Genomic DNA, 21,031 nt, shown 5'->3' with positions numbered 1-21,031 from the left:
AGGGGTGACGGGGGTCAGCGGGGGTCCGGGGAGAGCCGGCCGCTGCCCCGGTCCAGATACCAGGCCGCGCTCCGGAGCAGCCCGTACGCACGCAGCCGCCGGGTGGAGTTCTCCACCACCATCGTCCGGTCGTGGACGATGGCGTCGGTGACCCGGCGCACCCGGTTGAGGAACTCCCGGTCGGTCGGGGACGGCCGGCGGGGCATCCCGCCGGCGGCGAGGTAGGTCGTCGCCGTGATGGCCATGTTGTTGCCGGCGTGCATCCGGTACGGGGCCCGGTAGGCGGAGCCCCGGTGGGCGGGCCGCAACCGTCCGAAGGTGGCGGCGACGGCGACCACGCAACGGAACCCGGCCCGGCCGAGCGGGCCGTGCTCGTCGCGGCGGGCCTCGATCCGACCGCAGACCATGTCCGCGCCGCCGGTCAGGGTCCGCCGGGCGGCGGCCACCCAGCCCGGGTGCGGAAGGCAGTCGGCGTCGGTCCGGGCGAGCAGGGTGGCCCCGTGGGCGATGGCGTGCCGGAAGCCGGTGTCCACGGCCGCGCCGACACCCTTCTGCCGCTCCTCGACGAGCAGAGTCGACACCGGGGACCGGGCCGCGAACCGGCGGACCACGTCGGCGGTGCCGTCGGTGGAGGCGTTGTCCACCACGAGCAGGGTGAAGTCCCGGTCGGTCTGCCCGGCCAGCGCGTCCAGGGTGGCACCGATCCGGGTGACCTCGTCGTAGGCGGGCACCACCACCCAGAGCGCGGTCACGACTTCTCCCACACCATGGTCATCAGGCTGACCCCGCCGCCGAGGCCGATGAACAGCACCCGCTCCCCCGGGCGCAGTCCGGCCTCGACCCGGGCCAGTTGGACACCGAGCGTGGCGCTGGCCAGGTTGCCCAGCTCGGCGACGGTGACCTCCAGCTTGTCCTTCGGCACGCCGGTCACCTCGACGAACCGGTCGAGGTAGGGCAGGGTCACCTGGTGGACCAGCACCCGGGCGTAGTCGGCCCAGTCGAGGCCGGTGCGGTGCCGGACCCGGTGCAGGATGTCCGGGCCGATCTTCTCGAAGACGTCCCGCAGGGTCCGCCCGTCGCCGGTGAAGTAGGTGTGCTCGTCACCACGCGGGTGCCGGGAGCCGCCGCCGGGGATGCCGCCCACCGTCCAGTGCTCGGACCAGGTCTCGGTGTCGACGTCGAGGATCCCGCCCCGGTCCACCGGCTCCACCAGCACGGCGGCGCCCGCGTCGCCGAAGGTGTAGCCGGCGAAGGCGCGGCGGGCCTCGTCGAGGTCGGTGATCCGGGTCCGCATCGCCCGGGTCGGCGTCTCCCCGGTCACCACCAGGGCCCGGCGGGCACGGCCGGCGAGGATGCTGGAGCGCGCCAGGTCGATGCCGTTGAGGAAGCTGTTGCAGGCGTTGGTGACGTCCAGGGCGTGGGCGTGGCCGCCCAGTTCGGCCTGCACGATGTGGGCGGTGGCCGGTTCGACCATGTCCCGGCTGGCGGAGGCGAACAGCAGCAGGTCCACCTCCTCCGGCTCCCGGCCGGCGGCGGCGAGTGCCTGCCGGGCGGCGCGGACGGCGAGCGTGGAGGCGTACTCGTCGTCGGCGGCGATCCGGCGGGATCCGATCCCGGTCATCCGGGACAGCAGCCCGGCCGGCAGGGGCAGGCCGCTCGCCCCGGCGATCCGGCGCTGGAGTTCGGCGGTGGGCACGACCTGGTCCGGCAGGCTGGCACCGACCGCGGTGATGCCCACCCGCCCCCGGGGCCGGTCGAGGGGTGACGTGGGGTCGGTCATGCGTCGAGCTTGCCGAACGCCGCTGACGGGCGGATGAGTAGGGGTGCTCATGTCCGCCCGCCAGCGGACGCCGGATCACCTCAAACCGGGCGGCCGGGCAGGAGTCACCGCCGTCCCGGGCCGCCGGTGGTCACGCGGGGCCGGTCGGTGACGCCGCGTGACCACCCGACATGCCCGCCGGTGGCGTCAGCACCAGCCGTTGATCGGGCCGTTCAGGCCGCTCCACACGAAGGCGTCGCTGACCCAGGTGCCGTCGCTGAGCCGGTTCCACAGCGCGGAGGTGCCCCAGCGGCCGGTGTGCGACGTGCCGTTGGCCGAGCAGGAGACGGTCACCGTCGCCCCGTCGCCGACGGAACCGGCGACCGCGTAACCGGTGCCGGGGCCGGTGCGCTTGTTCACCGCGCCGCCGCCGTTGGCGTCGACGATGGCCTGGTTGAAGCCGAGCACGCCGTAGTTGTACAGCCCGCCACCGACGTTGACCCGCGCCGAGCCGTGCAGGGCGTACCCCTGGTAGGTGGAGCTGCCGCGCATGAGCACCCACTTGCCGAGGGCGTGGTCGTGGATCGGCACGTACGCGCTGTTCTGCCGCAGACCGAAGTGCACGTGCCGGCCGGAGGCCGAGCCGCCGCAGGTGACGTCGGTGCCGGTGTCACCCAGGTAGGCACCCTCGCCGACGCCCGCGCCGTTGACGTTGATGCTGTTCCAGAGGTGGTAGTAGTCGGTGGAGTAGCCCCGGTCGTGGATGACCCGGATCCAGCCCCGGCACATCGTGTAGGCGGTGCCGCCGCGCGCGGCGAGCACCCGCTGGTCGCCGCCGGCCAGGTCGATGGAGCTCCACGGCGACTCGCTGCCACCCCAGCCGTGCGGCCCGCCGGTGTACGACCAGGTCTGGCCGACGCCGTACGGCAGGCGCATGCCGGTGCGCATGTCGCCACCGGCGTACATCGGTGCCGGTGCCGGCGCGGCGAACACCTCCTTCTCCCGGGCCGACACGACGGTGGCCGGGGCGTCCTCGGCGAGTTCGGCGAAGGCGGCCTCGCCGTCGAAGGCGACCTGCCAGCCGGAGCGGTCCCGGTGGGCGACGAAGACCGAGCCCTTCGGGTAGGCGTCCTCCACCTGCGGGGCGACGACGACGGCGGTGCCGAAGGCCCAGTTCCGGCCGTCACGCCGGGTGACGGTGACCCGGGTGTCGTCCGCTCCGGCGGTGCGCAGGAACGGGTCGGCGGTGACGGCCGACTGGCCGAGGAGCCGGGCGGTCACCGCGGCGGTGACGTCGCCGGACGCGGGGGTGGCCGCTGGCGGGGCCGCTGCGGCGGCCGGGGCGGCGGTGAGGAGGACGACGGCGGACAGTATGGCCGCCCGGACCGGACCTCTGGTGTTTCTCCAGGACACAGGAACCCCCATCAGTTCGACGGTGACAAACTCGATCAGGATGAGGGGACGGTACCGATCGCATTGAGGGTTGTCCATATTGAGGGGTGGGGTCGGTTGCACGGCCCCGACCGGCAACGCCCGGGCCGGCAGGCCGCGCTCCTCGGTCGCCGCCCCGCGTGTCGCCGCCACCAGGGCGGCACCGTTGGCCGCCCCCTCGCCGCGGACCCGTCGAGCCGCGCCCGCCGGGAGCATGGCCGCGGGAGCCGCTCCGCGGCGAGGAAGTCGGTGGCGCGGCGGGGCCGGGTGTGTCACCGTCCACGCCATGCTCGACTACCGCAGCGTCAACCGGGCCAACTGGGACGAGCGCGCCGCCGCCCACGCCGCCTCTCCGGACTACGCGCTCGACCGGTTCGCCGCCGACCCGGACTTCCTCAGTTCGGTGGTCCGGTTCGACCTGCCCCGCCTCGGCGACGTCACCGGGCTGCGGGGCGTGCACCTCCAGTGCCACATCGGCACCGACACCGTCTCGCTGGCCCGGCGCGGGGCGACCATGACCGGGCTCGACTTCTCCGGTCCCGCGCTCGCCGAGGCCCGCCGGCTCGCCCACCGCGCGGGCGCCGACGTCGACTTCGTCGAGGCCGACGTCTACGACGCGGCGGACGTGCTCGACGCGAACGGCTACGACCTGGTCTTCACCGGGGTCGGCGCGTTGTGCTGGCTGCCCAGCGTCACCCGCTGGGCCGAGGTGGTCGCCCGGCTGCTCAAGCCGGGCGGGCGGCTCTTCATCCGGGAGGGACACCCGATGCTGTGGGCCGTCGACGACCGGCGCACGGACGGGGTGCTCGCCCTGGAGTACCCGTACTTCGAGACGGTCGAGCCGATCGTCTGGGACGAGGGTGGCACCTACGTGGCCACCGACGCCGTCTTCACCCAGAACCTGAGCCACGAGTGGAACCACGGCATCGGCGAGCTGGTCAGCGCGGTGATCGCCGCCGGCCTTCAGGTCACCATGTTCACCGAACACGACAGCGCGCCCTGGGAGGCCCTGCCGGGACGGATGACGCTCGGCGACGACGGCGAGTGGCGGCTCACCGAACGGCCGGAGCGCCTGCCCCTCACGTACACCCTCCAGGCCGTCAAGACCGGCTGAGCGACCCGGCCGCAGGTCCCGCCCGGCGAACCCGGGCGGGACCTGCGACGCGGACGCACCCCGACCGGGGGCGACACCGAACACCATAGACCGACCTCGATCACCGGGTGTACGGTGTTGCCCCGATGGCCAGCTACGGGATTCTCGGACCGCTCGAGGCCACGGCGGCCGGACGGCGGGTCACCCCGCGCAGCCCGAAGCAGCGCGCCGTCCTCGCGGCGCTGCTCGTCCACGCCAACCGGGTCACCCCGATCGACCTGCTGCTCGCCGCCCTCTGGCACGACGACCCGCCCGACACGGCGGTCGGGCAGGTGCAGACCCTCGTCTGGCGGCTGCGCGGGGTGCTGGGCGAGGCGATCACCACCCGGCCCGGCGGCTACCAGCTCTCCGTCAACCCCGGGGAACTGGACGCGGACGTCTTCGCCACCACCGCCGCCGAGAGCGCCGAACTGGCCCGCGCGGGCCGGTTGGTCGAGGCGTCCGACCGCTACGACGACGCGCTGGCCCTGTGGCGCGGACCGGTCCTGGCCGACGTCCGGTTCCCCGGCGACCCGGGTGCGGTGGGCTTCCACGCCGCCGTGGCCGAGCTGACCGAACAGCGGCTCGCCGTGGAACGGGACCGGGTCGACGTCGCGCTCGCCCTCGGCCGGCACGTGGGGTCCATCCCGAGGCTGCACCGGATGGTGCGCGACGAGCCGCTGCGCGAGGAGCTACGGGAACGGCTGATGCTCGCACTGCACCGGGCCGGACGACGCGCCGAGGCGCTCGCGGTCTACCGGCAGGGACGCCAGACGATGGTCGGTGAACTCGGCCTCGAGCCGGGCGAGAACCTCCGGCGGCTGCACCGGCGGATCCTGGACGACGATCCGGGCCTGCACGTCCCCGGTCCGGCACCGGCCCGACCGGTGGCCGCCCCGGTGGCGCAGCTGCCGATGGACGTCGCCGACTTCGTCGGCCGGGACGACCTCGCCGCCGCGCTCGCCCGACGACTCGCCACGACGGGCACCCCGCCGTCCGACCCGGACGCCCGGGTGGCGCGACCGCCGGCCGCACCGCCCATCGTCGTCGTCTCCGGGGTCGCCGGCAGCGGCAAGACCACCCTGGCCGTACGCGTCGGGCACCTGGCCCGGACCCACTTCCCGGACGGGCAGCTCTTCCTGGACCTGCGCGGTGGTGGGGGCGAACCCCTGGACCCGGCCGCCGCCCTGGGCCGGGTCCTCGCGTCACTCGGCGAGGAGCCCCGGGCGGTGCCGGTCGGCCTGGACGACCGGGCGGCGCTGTTCCGGGCGCGAACCGCCGGTCGCCGACTGCTGATCGTGCTCGACAACGCCGCCGGTGAGACCCAGCTCCGGCCGTTGCTGCCCGCCGAGCCCGGCTGCGCGGTGCTGGTCACCGCCCGGCGGCGACTCACCGCCCTGCCCGGGGCGTACCACGTCGACGTCGGGGTGTTCAGCGGAGAGCAGGCGCTCGACCTGCTCCGGCACGCCATCGGCGACCAGCGGGTGGCCGCGGAGCACGTCGACTGCGTACGGGTCGCCGAACGCTGCGGCCACCTGCCCCTGGCGATCCGGATCGCCGGCGCGCGCCTGGCCGCCCGCCCGCACTGGCCGGCGGGCCGCCTCGCCGACCAGCTCGCCGACGAGCGTGCCCGGCTCGACGTGCTGCGCACCGGTGACCTCGCGGTCCGTTCCAGCCTCGCGCTGAGCCACCAGGAGCTGGATCCGGTCGAGCGGCGGCTGCTGCGGCTGCTGGGCGCGCTCGACCTGCCCCGGGTGCCCGAGTGGACCGCGGCGGCGCTGCTGGATCTGCCCCTGCCGCAGGCGCAGGAACTGATGGAACGGCTGGCCGAGGCGCGCCTGGTCGACGCCGAGCCGAACGCGTACCGACTGCACGACCTGATTCGGGCGTACGCCCGGGAGCTGAGCGCCGGTGACCCGGCCGACGAGGTCGACGCCGCGCTGGGACGGTTCGTCGGCGGCTGGCTCACCCTGGCCGACGAGGCGTACCGGCGTACCGGTGGCGGTTTCCGGCGCGGCACACCCGGCACCGGGCCGCGCTGGTCACGGTGGACCACCGCCGGGCGGGACGCGCTGCTCGCCGACCCGGTGGCCTGGTTCGAGTCCTGCCGGGGGATGCTGGCCGGCACGGTCCGCCGGGCCGCGGCGGCCGGGCTGCACGAGCCGGCGTGGAACCTGGCGAACACCCTGGGCCGTCTCTTCGAGCTCCGCGAGCACCTCGACGACTGGCGTGGCACGACCGACGCCGCGCTGGCCGCCTGCGTCGCCGCCGGGAACGACACCGGCCTCGCCTGGCTGCGGCGGTCGTTGGGTGAGCTGCATCTGAACCTGGACCGTCTCGACGACGCGCTGGCCTGCTTCGACGCCGCGCTGGCCGGGTTCGACCGGCTCGGTGAGCGGCGGGGGCAGGCGCTGGTGCTGCGGGCCGCCGGCACCGCCCACCGGTTGGGGCACCGCGACGCCGAGGCGATGACGGCGCTCGGCCGGGCCGAGGCCATCACCATCGAGCTGGGTGACCGCCGGGGCCGCGCCCAGGTGCTGTTCGGTCTCGGTGCGGCGCACCGGACGGCCGGGCGGCCCGGTCCGGCGGAGGCGGCGTTCCGGCAGGCGCTGGGGATCTTCCGGCAGCTCGACGACCGCTTCGGCGAGGCGTACGCCTCGACCAGCCTGGCCCTGGTCCTGGCCGGGCACGGGGCGGACGCCGACGCGCTGCGGCTGCTGCGCCGGGCCCTGGCGCTCTGCCGGGAACTCGGCTACCGGCGCGGCGCGGCCATCTGCCGGGGCCATCTCGGCGACCTGTACCTGCGCCGGGGCGAGTACGAGCGCGCGGTGGTCGAGCTGACCCGCGCGGTGGACGGCAGCCGGCGGGTCGGTGACCGCATCGGCGAGCTGATCGCCCTGCGCCGGCTGGGTGAGGCGTACCTGGCCCTGGGCCGGTGGGAGGCCGCCCGGTCCGCGCTGGTGTCCTGTCTGGCGTTGGGATCCGAGCATGGCGACGGCCGGGAGTGGAAGCGGGCGTTGAGCCTGCTGGGCGAGGCCCGCGCCGGCAGCGCTGCCGGTCGGTCCGGGCCGGCGGGAGCCGACGACGCCGTTGCGGCGGCGGTGACCGTGAGCGAGATGAGAGCCGGCTGAGAGGTGTTCGGGCCGGGCGACCGCGATGGTGGTGGCCCGAGTCCGACGTCTTCCGGGAGGCCCACCATGTCCGATCGCCCCGTCACCCCGTCCGCACCGGAGCAGCCCGAACTGTCCCGGCGGCGGTTCCTCGGCGGGGTCGGCGCGTCCGCCGCCGCGCTGACCGTCGGTTCCGTGCTCGGCGGTGCCGGGCCGGCCTCCGCCGCCTACCCGATGAAGTGGGGGGCGGTCGTCTCGCCCGGCACCCCCACCAACAACATCGACTTCAGCCGCAAGGTCGACCTGCTCCGTCGGATCCGTCCGCAGACCGCCCGGATCTCGATGTTCTGGGGGGATCCGTGGAACCGGCGGTTCACCGACACCCAGTTGGAACAGCTGCGCGGCACCGGACTCACCGAGATGATCATCCAGTCGTCGGAGGACCCGGACCCGAACCTGGCCCGCCACCAGCTCAACCTGATGCTGCCCTACATCGACGCGCACCCGAACACGCTCTTCGTCTGGGAGGTGGGCAACGAGCCGGACTGGCACCAGCCGAACAACCCCTGGCTGGCCCGGTGGAACCGGCTGGCGACGATCCGGGACAACAAGCCCGCCCAGGACCGGGGCAACCTGCTCTGGGCGGTGAACATGCCGGCCGGCCGGTGGAACGGCGACGGCTCGGGCTTCACCTTCGGCACCTCCGGCCAGTACTTCGACGCCTTCGTCCGGGACACCGGTGACGGGCTCGGCGGCATGCTGGGCGGGCCGTACCAGCCGGACGTCGTGACGGTCCACTGCTACAGCTCCAGCTACCTGGTGCGGGGCGCGGACGGCGGCGGCGAGCGCAACCCCTACAAGATGATCGACTACGTCCGGGGCTGGAACCGGTCGATCAGCATGAAGATCACCGAGGCCGGAATCGACGGCTACAAGTCCGACCGGGGCTACCGCTACGTCAACTTCGGCACGTCGGTGGCCGGGGAGACCAGCGGTCAGGTCGACAGTGTCTGCTTCTACGGCCTGCCCCCGGCCGAGCGGGAGTACGGCATCTGGGAGGGGGAGGCGAACCAGATGGGCACCCACCCGTGACGCTCCACCCCACGCCCACGGCGACCGGCTGAGCCGTCCCGCGCCCCTGGACGTGCTCGTCAGGTGCCCGCCGGCTCGGGCCGCGTGCCCTCCGGCGCGCGGACCAGCCGCAGGAAGGCGTCGTTCTCGGCCGGCGTCCCGACGCTGACCCGCACCCCCGCCCCCGGGAAGGCGCGGACCAGCACCCCGTGCCGCCGGCAGTGCGCGGCCAGCGCCTCGGCCCGGTCGCCGACCGGCAGCCACAGGAAGTTGGCCTGGCTCGGCGGGACGGCGAACCCGGCCCGGCGCAGTTCCGTCCGCATGCGGTCCCGTTCCCGCCCGATCCGTCCACACCGGTCACGCAACTCGGCCCCGGCGTCGAGCGAGGCGACGGCGGCGGTCTGGGCGAGCGCGTTCACCGCGTACGGCAGCGCGAGCCGGCGGACCGCGTCGGCGACGAGCACCGGGAACACCCCGTAGCCCACCCGGAGCCCGGCCAGGCCGTAGCCCTTGGAGAACGTGCGCAGGACCGCGACGTTGTCCCGCGAGCGGGCCGTGACGACACCGTCGGGCACCCGGGGGTCGTCGACGAAGTCGCGGTACGCCTCGTCGAGCACCACGAGGACTCGGCCGGGCACCCGGTCGAGGAAGCGGTCCAGGCGGGCCCGGTCGACGGCGGTGCCGGTCGGGTTGTTCGGATTGCACAGGAAGAGCACCTGGGTGGCCGGGGTGACGGCGGCGGCCATCGCGTCGAGGTCGAGGGCGTGCTCCCGGGTCACCGCGACCGGCCTCGGCACGGCACCGACAGCCCGGCTCAGCACCGGGTACAGCTCGAACGACGGCGCGCCGACCACGACCTCGTCGCCCGGTCCGCAGAGCGCCTGGAGGACCTGCTGGCAGACGCTTACCGATCCGTCGCCGACGACGACCCGCTCGGGGTCGACCGCGAGGTGCTCGGCGATCCGGTCGGCCAGCCCGGCGGCGGCCGGGTCCGGGTAGCGGTTGACGCCCGTGGCCGCCGCCGCGAGGGCGCGTACCGCGCTGGGCAACGGCCCGTCGGGCACCTCGTTGTTGGCCAGTTGGACCAGCCCCGGCTCGACGAGGGTGGGCCGGTAGCCCGCTTCCGTGCTGACGGAGGCCCGGGACGGAACGGTCATCGTGGCTCCTCGTCGTCGCGGGTGGTTCGGCCCCCGACGGACCGGGCCGCCGGGAACGGGAACGGGATCGGGAGTGGACGGTCAGGCCTCCCCCGGGTCCTTCCCGACGTGCTCGTGGACGGCGGTCTGACTGCCCAGGCCGGACCGGAACGTCACGGCGACCACCGCCACCAGGGCCGCACCGGCGGCCAGCATCGGCCGGATGCCGATCAGGGTGGCGGTCACCCCCGCCGCCAGCGCGCCGAGCGGGTTGGCGCCGAACCCGATCATCCGGTAGGTGCTGGTGACCCGACCGAGCAGGGCGTCGGGGACCAGTTCCTGGCGGACGGTCACGGTGACCACCATCCAGGTCATCGCCGCGGCACCGAAGAGCAGCAGGGACAGTCCGGCGACGACCGGCACGGGCAGCACGGCCAGCGAGGTGAGGGTGAGGATCACCACCAGGACCGCGGCGGTCAGCGCGGACCGGTCACCCCACCGGGCGCGGAGCCGGGGCACCAGCGGAGCGACGGCCACGTTGCCGAGGGCGAAGCACGCCATCAGCAGGCCGTACCCGAGGCTGCCCAGACCGAGGTGGTCGTTGACGTAGAGGACGAAGATGCCGAGCAGCGCTCCGCTGACCAGGGCCATCGCCGCGAAGATGACCGACTGGTCGCGCAGCACCCGGTGCCGGTTGAGCCACCGCAGGCCCTCGATCACGTCCCGGCCGACCCCGGTGCCGTCGGCCCCGGGCTCGCGGCGGGGCACCCGGATGGAGAGCACGAGCACCGCGGCGAGCACGAAGGTGAACGCGTCCACGGCGAACAGCCACGCGACGCTGAAGGCGAACACCACCCCGGCGATCGGCGGGCCGATGAACTGGGAGGTGAGCACCTGCGCGGACATCAGGCGGCCGTTGGCCACGCCGAGTTGCGCCGGGCCGACGACGGCGGGCAGGAACGCCCCGGCGGCGGTGTCGAAGACCACCTGCGCGCTGCCCACGGCGAAGGCGAAGGCGACGATGAGCGGGATGGACGGCTCACCGACGGCGAGCAGCACCGCGAAGGCCGCCACCAGGACGCCGCGCACCAGGTCGGTGGTCCACATCAGGGTGCGTCGGTCGACCCGGTCGGCCAGCACCCCCACCAGCAGGCCGAAGAGCAGCCAGGGCAGCATGCCCGCGACGGTCACCGCCGCGACGTCGCCGGGGGCCCGCGACACGCTCGCGGCCAGCAGCGGCAGGGCGGTGTAGCGCAGGCCGTCCCCCAGGCCGCTGACGACGGCCGCGGTCCACAGGCGATGGAACGCCGCCGGCAGGCGGGTGGGGGTGCGGTCGCCGCCCGGAACGGTCGGATCCGGCGGTACGGCACCAGCGGCGGGACGTTCCTGGACCGTGCCTGCGGATCCCCCGTCGGTCGCGGAATCGCCGGGGGTCGTCGAATGCTCCACGCGCAGAACCCTTCGCGTCTGGGGAGGTCAACCGGCCCGCGTCGGGCGGGCCACCGAGTCGCCGGACAATCCACCGGACCGACTCGTACGTTTACCGATCACGACCGACCGTAGTCGACATTGCCGGAGACGGTCAACCTCGGTCATACGCCGAGAGCGAAATCTTATTCGAGTCGACCCAGGGACGGATAATTTATCGAAGACTGTCTACGGATTATTGTTGTTCTTCAGCAGTTGTCGCCGATGCCGGCTGGCCGGATCCGGCGGTTCCAGTCCGCAACACCCACCCCGGCGGCGGTCCTCCGGTCCGGAGCGCAACGCCCACGTGTCACCCCTTCTCCGGACCGCGACCGCCGGCGACCCGCTGCCCACCCATCAGGTGCGCCAGCACCTGGGTCCGGTTCTTGAGGTTCAGCTTTCCGAGAATGTTCGACACGTGGAACTTGACGGTCTTCTCGCTGAGCGACAACTCGGCGGCGATCTCCGCGTTGGACACTCCGGTGAGCATCAGGTCGAGGATCTCCGCCTGCCGGAGGGTGAGCGGGTCGCCCCGGCCCACCTGCCGTCCGGCCGGCCCGCCGGTGCCCCCCGGGCGGACCAGGGGCCGCACGATCACCCCGGCCAGGCGGGGCGTGAGGTGGACACCGCCCGCGGCCACCGACCGCACCGCGAAACCCAGCTCGTCGGCGTCGCCGTCGCGGAAGAGCAGTCCCCGGGCCCCGGCCCGCAGGTGCTCCCGCCAGGAGTCCCCGGCGTCGAGGCCGAGCAGCACGACCGCCCGCGCGGACCGCTGCCCGGTGAGCTGCGCGACGAAGGCCAGCACCGCCGGGGACCCCAGGCTGTCCTCGTCGTAGACGACGACGTCCGCCGCCCGCTGCCGGGCCGTGTCGGCCACCGCTGCGGCCTCGGCCACCTCGCCCACGATCGTGAACGCCGGGGACAGTTCCCCGAGCATGAGCCCGAGGCCGGAGCGGAATATCGGATGGTTGCCGCCGATCAGGATGCGAATCTGGTCCGACGCGCCACCGACCGGCGCCACGGATTCTGCGAGACCAGTGCCCACCAGACCCTCCGTTCCGGCAAACTGCGGCGTATCTGTGGACACCGATGAGCCTACACAGCTCCCGGGAATCCATCCAACGGCGGAAATTAAGACTTGCCACCGTCCGGCATCAGCTTTTCTGAATTCCTGCACCGACCCCGCACCACCGGGACGACCCCGACCATGGTCCGGTCACCGGTGGTCGGGCCGGACCGGGGACCGGGGCGGAAACCGGACCTGGGCCGGAAGACAGGACTCCACCGGAGCGCGCAGACTACGGGGACCGGCGTCGATCACCTGATCGCTTCCCGGCCTCCCGGCGCCCTTCCCTTTCCGGCGCCCCGCGATCGCGATTCCGCCATTTCCCGTCCGGTCCCCCCTGCAAGGAGCACCCGATGAACCGATCCATGCCGAGCGCCGACCTGGTGCTCGACGGCCGTTCGCTGACCATCGAGGAGGTGGTGTCCGTCGCCCGGCCGGCCGAGCAGGTCGCCCTGCGCCTGAGCGACGGGGCGGCCGACGCCATGAAGTCCTCCCTCGACCTCAAGCACGAACTGCTGGCACAGCGGATTCCGATCTACGGGGTCACCACCGGGTTCGGGGACAGCTGCGTACGGCAGATCGCGCCGGAGAAGGCCTGGGACCTGCAACGCAACCTGGTCCTGTACCACCTGAACGGGGTGGGGCCGACGGCCGCGCCGGAGGTCGCCCGGGCCTCGATGCTGATCCGGGCGAACTCCCTGGCCCGCGGGGTTTCGGCGATCCGCCCCGGCACCGTGGAGCTGCTGCTGCGCCTGGTCGAGCGCGACGTCCTGCCGTTGATCCCGGAACGCGGCTCGCTCGGCGCCAGCGGGGACCTGGTCCCGCTCTGCTACGTCGCCGCCGCACTGCTCGGCGAGGGGGACGTCGCGCACCGGGGCACCGTCCGCCCGGTCGCCGACGCGCTCGCCGAGGAGGGGCTGGAACCGGTACGGCTGGAACCGAAGGAGGGCCTGTCCCTGATCAACGGCACCTCGTTCACCGCGGCGTTCGCCGCCCTCGCCACCGCCGACGCCGAGGAGCTGGCCTTCGTGGCCGACCTGGCGACCGCGATGTCGTGCGAGGCGCTGCTCGGCAACGCGTCGCACTTCCACCCCTTCGTCCACGACAGCAAGCCGCACCCCGGGCAGGGCACCAGCGCCGGCCTGATCCGGGCGTTGCTCGCCGGTTCCGCGCTGACCACCTCGTACGAGGAGATCCTGCTGCGCCGAGAACCGCTGCGGGAACGCGGCTACGTCCGGCTCGAACACCGGATCCAGGACAAGTACTCGATCCGGTGCGCGCCGCACGTCACCGGCGTGCTGCGGGACACGCTGTCCTGGGTCCGTCCCTGGGTGACCACCGAGATCAACTCCGCGACCGACAACCCGCTCTTCGACGGCGAACTCGGCGAGCTGCACCACGGCGGGAACTTCTACGCCGGGCATCTCGGGCAGGCCATGGACAGCCTGAAGGTGGCCGTGGCCAACATCGCCGACCTGCTGGACCGGCAGTTGGAGCTGATCGTCGACGAGAAGTTCAACAACGGGCTGACCCCGAACCTGGTCAGCCCGACCGCGCCGGACGACGCCCGGGCCGGTCTGAACCACGGGTTCAAGGGCATGCAGATCGCCTGCTCGGCCGTCACCGCCGAGGCGTTGAAGATGGCCGCCCCGGCGACCGTCTTCTCCCGCTCGACGGAGGCGCACAACCAGGACAAGGTCAGCATGGGCACCATCGCCGCCCGGGACGCGCGCACGGTGGTCGAGCTGACCCGCAGCGTCGCCGCCATCCACCTGATCGCGCTGGCCCAGGCGATCGACCTGCGGGGCGTGGCGAACGCCTCCCCCGCCGTCCGCCGGGTGCACGCGGCGATCCGCGAGGTGTCCCCGTTCGTCGACGGGGACCGGCGGTTGGACCTCGACGTCGAGGCGGTCGCCGGGCTGATCCGTACCGGGGCGCTGCGCCGGGCCGCCGGGGTGAGGGCGCCGGCCGACCCGGACCCGGTCGCGTGAGCGCGCCGACGCCGCCCCGGCGCGCGCTGACCGGGGCGGAGTACGTGGAGAGCCTGCGCGACGGCCGGGAGGTCTGGCTCGACGGGGAACGGGTTCGCGACGTCACCACCCACCCGGCCTTCCGCAACCCGGTGCGGATGACCGCCCGCCTCTACGACGCGCTGCACGACCCGGACACCGCCGACCGGCTCACCGTGCCCACGGACACCGGCAGCGGCGGCCGGACGCACTCCTTCTTCCGGGCCCCGCGCAGCGCCGACGACCTGCTGGCCGACCGGGCCGCGATCACCGAGTGGGCCCGGATGACGTACGGCTGGATGGGGCGCAGCCCGGACTACAAGGCCAGCTTCCTGGGCACCCTGGGCGCCAACGCCGACTTCTACCAGCCGTTCCGGGACAACGCGCTGCGCTGGTACCGGGAGTCGCAGGAACGGGTCCTCTACTGGAACCACGCGATCATCCACCCCCCGGTCGACCGCGACCTGCCGCCGGACGAGGTCGCGGACACGTTCGTCCACGTCGAACGGGAGACCGACGCCGGAGTGGTGGTGAGCGGGGCGAAGGTGGTGGCGACCGGCTCGGCGATCACCCACTACAACTTCGTGGCGCACCACGGCCTGCCGATCCGGCGCAAGGAGTTCGCGCTGGTGTGCACCATCCCGGTGGGCACGCCCGGCGTGAAGCTGATCTGCCGGCCGTCGTACACCGCCGCCGCGGCGGCGCGGAGCCCGTTCGACTACCCGCTCTCCAGCCGGCTGGACGAGAACGACACCATCTTCGTGCTGGACAAGGTGCTGGTGCCCTGGGAGAACGTCTTCGTCTACCACGACGTCGAACGGGCGAACGCCTTCTTCCCGGGTTCCGGCTTCGTACCCCGGTTCACCTTCCACGGCTGCATCCGACTGACCGTGAAGCTGGAGTTCCTGGCCGGGCTGCTGACCAAGGCGTTGGAGATCACCGGCACGGCCGACTACCGGGGCGTGCGCAGCCGGTTCGGCGAGGTGCTGGCCTGGCGCAACCTGTTCGCCGGCATCAGCGACGCGATGGCCCGTAACCCGCTGCCCTGGGAAGGGGGCTCGGTCCTGCCGAACCCCGAGTACGGGATGGCGTACCGGTGGTTCATGACCGTCGGCTACCCGAGGGTCAAGGAGATCATCGAGCAGGACGTCGGCAGTGGCCTGATCTACGTCAACTCCAGCACCCGGGACTTCGCCAACCCCGAGGTCCGCCCCTACCTGGACCGCTATCTCAGGGGCAGCAACGGCTATGAGGCGCAGGACCGGGTCAAGGTGATGAAGCTGCTCTGGGACTGCGTGGGCACCGAGTTCGCCGGCCGGCACGAACTCTACGAACGCAACTACGCCGGCAACCACGAGGGCGTCCGGCTGGACCTGGTCCGTCAGGCGGAGACCAGCGGCCGGCTCGACGAGTTCCGCGCCCTGGTCGACCGTTGTCTCGACGAGTACGACCTCGACGGCTGGACCGCGCCCGACCTGATCGCCTGAGCCGGCTCCGCCACCGGCCCCCACCTTCGAGGAGGACACGATGCCCGTGGACCGGGTCGCCGCCTTCGCCGGCGAACTCGTCGCGCACGTCCGGAAGTCCCTGGTCCGACACGAGATCAGCTACGCGGACTACCAGACGATCAAGCGCTTCCTGATCGATGTCGGCGAGGCGGACGAATGGCCGCTGCTGCTGGACATCCTCTTCGAGCAGACGGTCGAGACCTTCAACGCGGTCGACGGGGCCGGTGTCGGCGCCGTCGAAGGGCCGTTCCACGTCCCGGACGCGCCGGTCCGGCACTCGCCCTGCGCGCTACCGCAGCGTCCCGACGAGCCCGGCCAGGCGCTCCGGCTGACCGGCGCGGTCCGCGCGCCGGACGGCACACCGCTGCCCGGCGCGGTACTGGACACCTGGCAGGCCGACGCGACCGGCGGCTACTCGCACTTCGCGCCGGAACTGCCGGCGTACCTGCTGCGGGCCCGGGTGGTGACCGACACGGCCGGGCGGTACGACATCCGGACCGTCCTGCCCGGCGCGTACCAGGTCCCGGCGGCCGGCCCGTCCGGCCGGTTGTTCGCCCTGCTCGGCAAGCACCCGTGGCGGCCGGCGCACGTGCACTTCACGATCTCCGCGCCCGGCCACCGGCCACTGACCACCCAGCTCTACTTCGCCGACGACCCCTGGCTGGACAGCGACGTGGCCGAGGCGGTCAAGGACGAACTGGTCCTCAAGCCCCGTCCGGAGGACCGGGACCTGGTGGCCGAGTACGACTTCGTACTGGCCACCGAGGAGCCCGGCTGACCGTGGGAGGTGTCCACATGGCCGTCGCGCCCCGTGACCTCAGACGGATGCTCGGGTCGTTCGCCAGCGGCGTCACCGTCGTCACCTATCCCCTGCCCGACGGTGGGGCCGGCGGCATCACGGTGAACGCCTTCACCTCGGTGTCCCTGGACCCGCCCCTGGTGCTGGTCTCGGTGCACCGGGCCAGCCGGGCGAACCGCCACCTGGGGTCGGTGCCGTTCACCGTGAACATCCTCGCCGCCGGGCAGCGCGACCTGGCCCTGCACTTCTCCGGTCAGCTCCGCCGTCCGTTGGTCGACTGGTGCCGGGAACGTCCCTCCCCCCGGCTGGCCGACTGCCTCGGCTATGTCGACTGCCTGCCCTGGGCCCGCAGCGACGGCGGTGACCACGTCCTGCACCTCGGTCGGGTGGTCGACGTCGGGCCGGGCAGTGGCGAACCGCTGGTGTTCTACCGGGGCGGTTTCACCGGCCTCGCCCCGTCGACGGACCGGCCGGCCGTCCGTACCCCGCAGGGGGTGCCCGCCCGCGACGGCCCGTCGCGGCGGTACCCCGGACCGAACGGAGGTGTCCCGTGACCGAACTCCCCGACCTGCGCGACCATCTGGCCGCGCTGGACCGGCTCGGTGAGCTGCGCACCGTGACCGAGGAGGTCGACCCGGATCTGGAGGTCGCCGCGTTCGCCCGGCACAGCTACGAGACCCGGTCACCCGCCCTGCTGTTCACCCGGCCCCGGGGCGGGCACGGCATCCGGCTGCTCGCCGGTCAGGCCGCCCTCAGCGGCGACCGGGACCGGCCGCTGGCCCGGGTGGCCCTCTCGCTCGGCATGCCGCCGGACAGTTCGGCGGCCGACCTGGTGCGGCGGCTGGCCCAGGTCCGCGAGCGGCCACCGGTGCCCCCTCGGCTGGTGGCGGCCGGGCCGTGCCAGGAGGTGGTACGCCTCGGCGCCGACGCGGGCCTGGACCGGCTGCCGGTGCCGACGCTGCACCTGGGCGACGGCGGCCCGTACGTCAACACCTGGGGCACGATCGTGGCCCGCACGCCGGACGGATCGTGGACCAACTGGTCGATCTCCCGGGTGCAGCAGCTCGACGACCGGCGGATGACCGGCCTGTTCGTGCCGGGGCAGCACCTGACCATGATCTGGCAGATGTGGGCCGAGCGGGGTGAGCCGATGCCGTTCGCGTTGTTCCAGGGCGGCGCCCCGGCCATCCCGTTCGTGTCCAGCATGCCGTTGCCCGATCACGTCGACGAGGTCGGCTACCTCGGAGCCCACTACGGCCGGCCGCTGGACCTCGTCCGGTGTGTCAGCGTCGACCTGGCGGTGCCCGCCGACGCGGAACTGGTGATCGAGGGGACCGTCTCGACGGACCGGGACGCCGACGAGGGCCCGTTCGGCGAGTACCCCGGCTACCTGGTCACCGGGACCAGCCGGCAGCCGGTCTACACGGTCGGCGCGGTGACCCACCGGCACGACGCGGTGTGGCCGCTGGTCGCCGAGGGCCGCCCGGTGGACGAATACCACACCGCCGCCGGGCTCTGCTTCTCGGCCGAGGCGTTGGGGTTGCTGCACGCGGCGGGCCTGCCGGTGACCACCGTCTGGTCGCCGCTCGAGACCGCCAACCACTGGCTGGTGGTGACGGTGGCAGCCGACTGGCGCGAGCGGCTGCCGCACACCGGCACCGCCGAACTGTGCGACCGGATCGGCGAGGTCGTCTGGGCGAGCAAGTTCGGCTTCACCGTGCCGAAGCTGTTCGTGCTCGACGACGACGTGGACCCGGCCGACACCGGGGAGTTGCTCTGGGCGCTGGGCACCCGGCAGCACCCGGTGGACCGGGCCACGGTGAGCGTCGGCGAGATCCTGCCGATCCTGGCCTGCTACTCCGAGGCTGAACGGGAGGCGCGCACCGGCCCCCGGGTGGTGCACGACTGCCTGCTACCGGCGGTCGACGCGGGTCGCCTCGCGCAGAGTTCCCTACGCGAGGCCTATCCCGCCGCCGTCCAGGAACGGGTGCGACGTCACCCGGCGACGATGGGGAACGGCACGGTTGCCGTCGCCGACGGCTGAGGTGGTTGCAGGGGACCCCTCCTACCGCTTTTTGGCGAGCAGGGGACCCCTGCAACCACCCACCCCAACACCCAACCACCCACCCCAACCAACCACCCCAACCACCCACCCCAACCATCCAGCCAACCCGGGGTGAGCCCGGGAGCGACGGGAAGGGAGAGCGGTCAGGGGTGGGCGGGCAGCGGCACCCGGGGCGGGACGTCCGGGCGGATCACCGAACGGGCCGCCTCGACCAGCAGTTCCCGCATGATGTTCGCCGAGCGCAGCCGGGTCAGTCCCAGCGGCTGGGCGATGTGGATCCGCCCGGTCAGGCCGGGCTCCGCGACCGGGCGGGCCACCAGGTCCGCGCGGAGCACCGGCACCGCCAGCGAGGAGACCAGACCGACTCCGACGCCGGCCGCGACCAGTCCCTGCACCGACATCTGGTCGTCGGTGCGCAGGACGACGCGCGGCAGGAAGCCGGCCTGCGCGCAGACCTCGGGCAGGATCTCGTCGGCGGGGTTCTGTCGGGTGCCGTGGATCCAGTTCTCCTCGGCCAGGTCGGCCAGGGAGATCGGGCCGGCCCCGGCCAGCCGGTGGCCCACCGGGAGGATGACGTGCAGCGGGTCGTCGAGCAGATGGCCCAGTTCCAGGCCGGTGAGCTTCTTGTGGTCCCGTCCGTCGAAGACGTACACGAGGGAGATGTCGAGTTCACCGGTGACCAGTCGGTGGGCGGCCTCCTCCAGGTCCACCCGGTGCAGGGTGAGGTCGACCGCGGGGAAGCTGCGGCGGAACCGGGCCACCGCACGGGCGACCAGGGTCGCGTCGGCGGTGGGGAAGGAACCCAGCCGGAGCCGCCCGCCGCTGGCCGCGGCGATCGCCTCCAGGGTGCCCTTGGCGGCGTGGTACTCGTCCAGGATCCGCTCGACGTGGTCGAGCAGCGCCCGGCCGGGTTCGGTGAGGCGGACGCCCCGGGGCAACCGTTCCAGCAGCACCGCCCCCAGTTCCCGTTCCAGGGCGGAGATGTGCTGGGACACCGCCGATGTGGTGTAGGTCAGGTGCTTGGCCGCCCGGGTGAGCGAGCCCTGCCGTACGACCTCCTTGAACACAGTGAGCCGCACGAAGTTCATTGCTTGGTCTCCGATCGCCGGGGCAGAGGGACGGGGTGGTCAGGACCGGTCGGTGGACGTACCGACCGGTGCTCCCGGTCCGGTGGTGGTGATCTCCAGCAGGGCGCTGGTCCAGCTGAAGCCGAGCCCGACGCCCACCAGCAACACCCGGTCCCCGGCCGACAGCTGACCGGTCCGGCGCAGGTGGGCGAGGTTGGCGAACTGGTCACCCGCGCCGAGATGACCGATCCGCCGGGCGTTGTCCCAGGACGTCCGCTCGACGGGGATGTCGAGCGGCTCGAGGAACTCCCACTGCATGAGGTCACGGCCCAGGTTCGGCAGGACGAAACGGTCCACCGAGGACAGGTCGCTGCCGGCGGCGGTGAGGGTCGCGGTCACGTTCTCCCGCAGACCGGTGGTCAGCCGGCGGGACAGCTCCGCGAAGCCGACCCGTTTCAGGTACCGACGCTTGAACGCGCGCAGGTCCAGCGGACGCCCTCCGGGGACCGGCGCGTCGTGGAAGCGCTCCACGTCCCGGCCCAGCTCCTCCAGCTCGGGGTCGGTGTGCGACGTGACGGCGCGGAGCCGGGCGAATCCGCCCCGGGCGGAGAGCACCGCGGCGGCGGCGCCGTCGGAGTAGACCACCCCGGCGTCGGTGGCCCACCGGTCGAATCCGGGCAGGGCGAACCGGTCGGCGACGGTGATCAGGGCCGCCGCCCGGGCCGGGTCGGCCCGCAGGTAGGCCGCGGCCAGCTCCAGGGCGGCCATGGCGCTGTTGGAGGCGGCCCGCACCTCGTACGCCGGCACCCGGCTGCCGACCAGTTCCCGCAGGATGTAGGTGGCCGGGGTCCAGAAGTCCTGGCCCTGGTAGTAGCTGGCGCCGTGCAGCAGCAGGGCGATCTCGTCGGGGCGGCCGGCGTCGGCCAGCGCCTGACGTCCGGCGTGGACCGCCATCTCGGCCGGCGAGGCCGAGGTCTCGACCAGGACGAGGTCCAGCTCGTCGTCGTCGTGGTCGGCGGCGGCGTAGCGGCCCTCCCGGACCGCGTCCGCCGCCCGCACCGGGGCCGGCAGATAGCTGCCGACCCCGCTGATGTACAGCTCGCTGTTCCACACCTCGGTGTCTCCCCCCGTGTGCTCCGACCGGGCCGGACCTGCTCCGTCCGCCCGCGACTCAGCGGGCCGATTTCGGGCGGATGTCGGTCCACACCCGGTCGATGTGGTCGAGGCACTCCTGTTCGGTGCCCCGGTGGCCGGTGGGCTGCCAGCCGGCCGGCGGCTCGGCGTCGGCCGCCCAGATCGAGTACTGCTCCTCGTCGTTGACCACGACCAGAAACTCCTGCATGGCCTCGTTCTCCCCTCGCTGGTGGTGGGTGGACGGATCGTGGCGGCGGTCACCGACGCGACCGCGCCG

The 21,031-nt window shown here is 73.3% G+C and carries 17 protein-coding genes; 8 read left to right on the top strand and 9 right to left on the bottom strand.

Going from position 1 to position 21,031, the window contains the following annotated elements:
- Positions 1-14 precede the first annotated feature (14 nt).
- From IGA62_RS26320 to IGA62_RS26310, 3 genes are all read right to left on the bottom strand, one after another.
- A complete protein-coding gene (locus tag IGA62_RS26320) occupies positions 15-752 on the bottom strand; it encodes a glycosyltransferase family 2 protein (RefSeq protein WP_145818363.1) in 738 nt (245 codons plus the stop codon).
- Entirely contained in the window at positions 749-1,780 is a 1,032-nt protein-coding gene (locus IGA62_RS26315) for a 3-oxoacyl-ACP synthase III family protein (protein ID WP_145818364.1), read from the bottom strand. Before IGA62_RS26315 ends, IGA62_RS26320 begins: the two co-directional genes overlap by 4 nt.
- 186 nt (positions 1,781-1,966) lie before the next feature.
- The gene (locus tag IGA62_RS26310; RefSeq protein ID WP_232624782.1) at positions 1,967-3,172 is read right to left on the bottom strand and encodes a peptidase M23; all 1,206 of its coding nucleotides are present in this window, start codon (positions 3,170-3,172) and stop codon (positions 1,967-1,969) included.
- A gap of 304 nt (positions 3,173-3,476) precedes the next feature.
- Here IGA62_RS26310 and IGA62_RS26305 point away from each other — a divergent pair, with 304 nt between their 5' ends.
- The 3 genes from IGA62_RS26305 (at position 3,477) to IGA62_RS26295 (ending at position 8,524) form a co-directional block, all read left to right on the top strand.
- On the top strand, positions 3,477-4,304 hold the full coding sequence (locus IGA62_RS26305) for a class I SAM-dependent methyltransferase (protein ID WP_145818366.1): 828 nt from the start codon (positions 3,477-3,479) through the stop codon (positions 4,302-4,304).
- Positions 4,305-4,429: 125 nt separating this feature from the next.
- On the top strand, positions 4,430-7,453 hold the full coding sequence (locus IGA62_RS26300) for an AfsR/SARP family transcriptional regulator (RefSeq protein WP_145818367.1): 3,024 nt from the start codon (positions 4,430-4,432) through the stop codon (positions 7,451-7,453).
- Positions 7,454-7,519: 66 nt separating this feature from the next.
- Positions 7,520-8,524: a twin-arginine translocation signal domain-containing protein gene (locus IGA62_RS26295; RefSeq protein WP_145818368.1), complete on the top strand. Its 1,005-nt coding sequence runs from the start codon at positions 7,520-7,522 to the stop codon at positions 8,522-8,524.
- Positions 8,525-8,583: 59 nt separating this feature from the next.
- Here IGA62_RS26295 and hisC read toward each other — a convergent pair whose 3' ends face one another.
- The 3 genes from hisC to IGA62_RS26280 all read right to left on the bottom strand — a co-directional run bounded on the left by hisC (position 8,584) and on the right by IGA62_RS26280 (position 12,151).
- Complete coding sequence (hisC, locus tag IGA62_RS26290) at positions 8,584-9,660, bottom strand: histidinol-phosphate transaminase (protein WP_145818369.1); 1,077 nt, start codon at positions 9,658-9,660, stop codon at positions 8,584-8,586.
- Positions 9,661-9,741: 81 nt separating this feature from the next.
- Complete coding sequence (locus IGA62_RS26285; RefSeq protein WP_186499859.1) at positions 9,742-11,088, bottom strand: MFS transporter; 1,347 nt, start codon at positions 11,086-11,088, stop codon at positions 9,742-9,744.
- A 328-nt stretch (positions 11,089-11,416) separates the two neighbouring features.
- Complete coding sequence (locus IGA62_RS26280) at positions 11,417-12,151, bottom strand: LuxR C-terminal-related transcriptional regulator (protein WP_145818371.1); 735 nt, start codon at positions 12,149-12,151, stop codon at positions 11,417-11,419.
- Between the two features lie 374 nt (positions 12,152-12,525).
- Between IGA62_RS26280 and IGA62_RS26275 the strand changes: the two genes are divergently transcribed.
- Genes IGA62_RS26275 through IGA62_RS26255 form a run of 5 tightly spaced genes read left to right on the top strand, consistent with a single transcriptional unit; the run spans position 12,526 to position 18,532 of the window.
- Positions 12,526-14,163, top strand: coding sequence for an HAL/PAL/TAL family ammonia-lyase (locus IGA62_RS26275; protein ID WP_145818372.1), 1,638 nt, complete (start codon positions 12,526-12,528; stop codon positions 14,161-14,163).
- Positions 14,160-15,668: a 4-hydroxyphenylacetate 3-hydroxylase family protein gene (locus tag IGA62_RS26270; RefSeq protein WP_186499860.1), complete on the top strand. Its 1,509-nt coding sequence runs from the start codon at positions 14,160-14,162 to the stop codon at positions 15,666-15,668. The genes IGA62_RS26275 and IGA62_RS26270 overlap by 4 nt, the downstream gene beginning before the upstream one ends.
- Before the next feature lie 40 nt (positions 15,669-15,708).
- The gene (locus tag IGA62_RS26265; RefSeq protein ID WP_145818373.1) at positions 15,709-16,467 is read left to right on the top strand and encodes a dioxygenase family protein; all 759 of its coding nucleotides are present in this window, start codon (positions 15,709-15,711) and stop codon (positions 16,465-16,467) included.
- A 17-nt stretch (positions 16,468-16,484) separates the two neighbouring features.
- On the top strand, positions 16,485-17,042 hold the full coding sequence (locus IGA62_RS26260; RefSeq protein WP_145818374.1) for a flavin reductase family protein: 558 nt from the start codon (positions 16,485-16,487) through the stop codon (positions 17,040-17,042).
- The gene (locus IGA62_RS26255; protein ID WP_190289216.1) at positions 17,039-18,532 is read left to right on the top strand and encodes a UbiD family decarboxylase; all 1,494 of its coding nucleotides are present in this window, start codon (positions 17,039-17,041) and stop codon (positions 18,530-18,532) included. Before IGA62_RS26260 ends, IGA62_RS26255 begins: the two co-directional genes overlap by 4 nt.
- Positions 18,533-18,696: 164 nt before the next feature.
- Here IGA62_RS26255 and IGA62_RS26250 read toward each other — a convergent pair whose 3' ends face one another.
- Genes IGA62_RS26250 through IGA62_RS26240 form a run of 3 tightly spaced genes read right to left on the bottom strand, consistent with a single transcriptional unit; the run spans position 18,697 to position 20,962 of the window.
- Positions 18,697-19,641, bottom strand: coding sequence for a LysR family transcriptional regulator (locus tag IGA62_RS26250; protein ID WP_145818375.1), 945 nt, complete (start codon positions 19,639-19,641; stop codon positions 18,697-18,699).
- 39 nt (positions 19,642-19,680) lie between these two features.
- Positions 19,681-20,733, bottom strand: coding sequence for a ketoacyl-ACP synthase III family protein (locus IGA62_RS26245; protein WP_145818376.1), 1,053 nt, complete (start codon positions 20,731-20,733; stop codon positions 19,681-19,683).
- Positions 20,734-20,791: 58 nt separating this feature from the next.
- Entirely contained in the window at positions 20,792-20,962 is a 171-nt protein-coding gene (locus IGA62_RS26240; protein WP_145818377.1) for an MbtH family protein, read from the bottom strand.
- Positions 20,963-21,031 lie beyond the last annotated feature (69 nt).

Origin of the sequence: Micromonospora sagamiensis (assembly GCF_014680085.1) — a bacterium.
Lineage (GTDB): Bacteria > Actinomycetota > Actinomycetes > Mycobacteriales > Micromonosporaceae > Micromonospora > Micromonospora inyonensis.
Note: the sequence above shows the minus strand (reverse complement) of the source record. Positions and strands in the feature narration are given on the sequence as shown.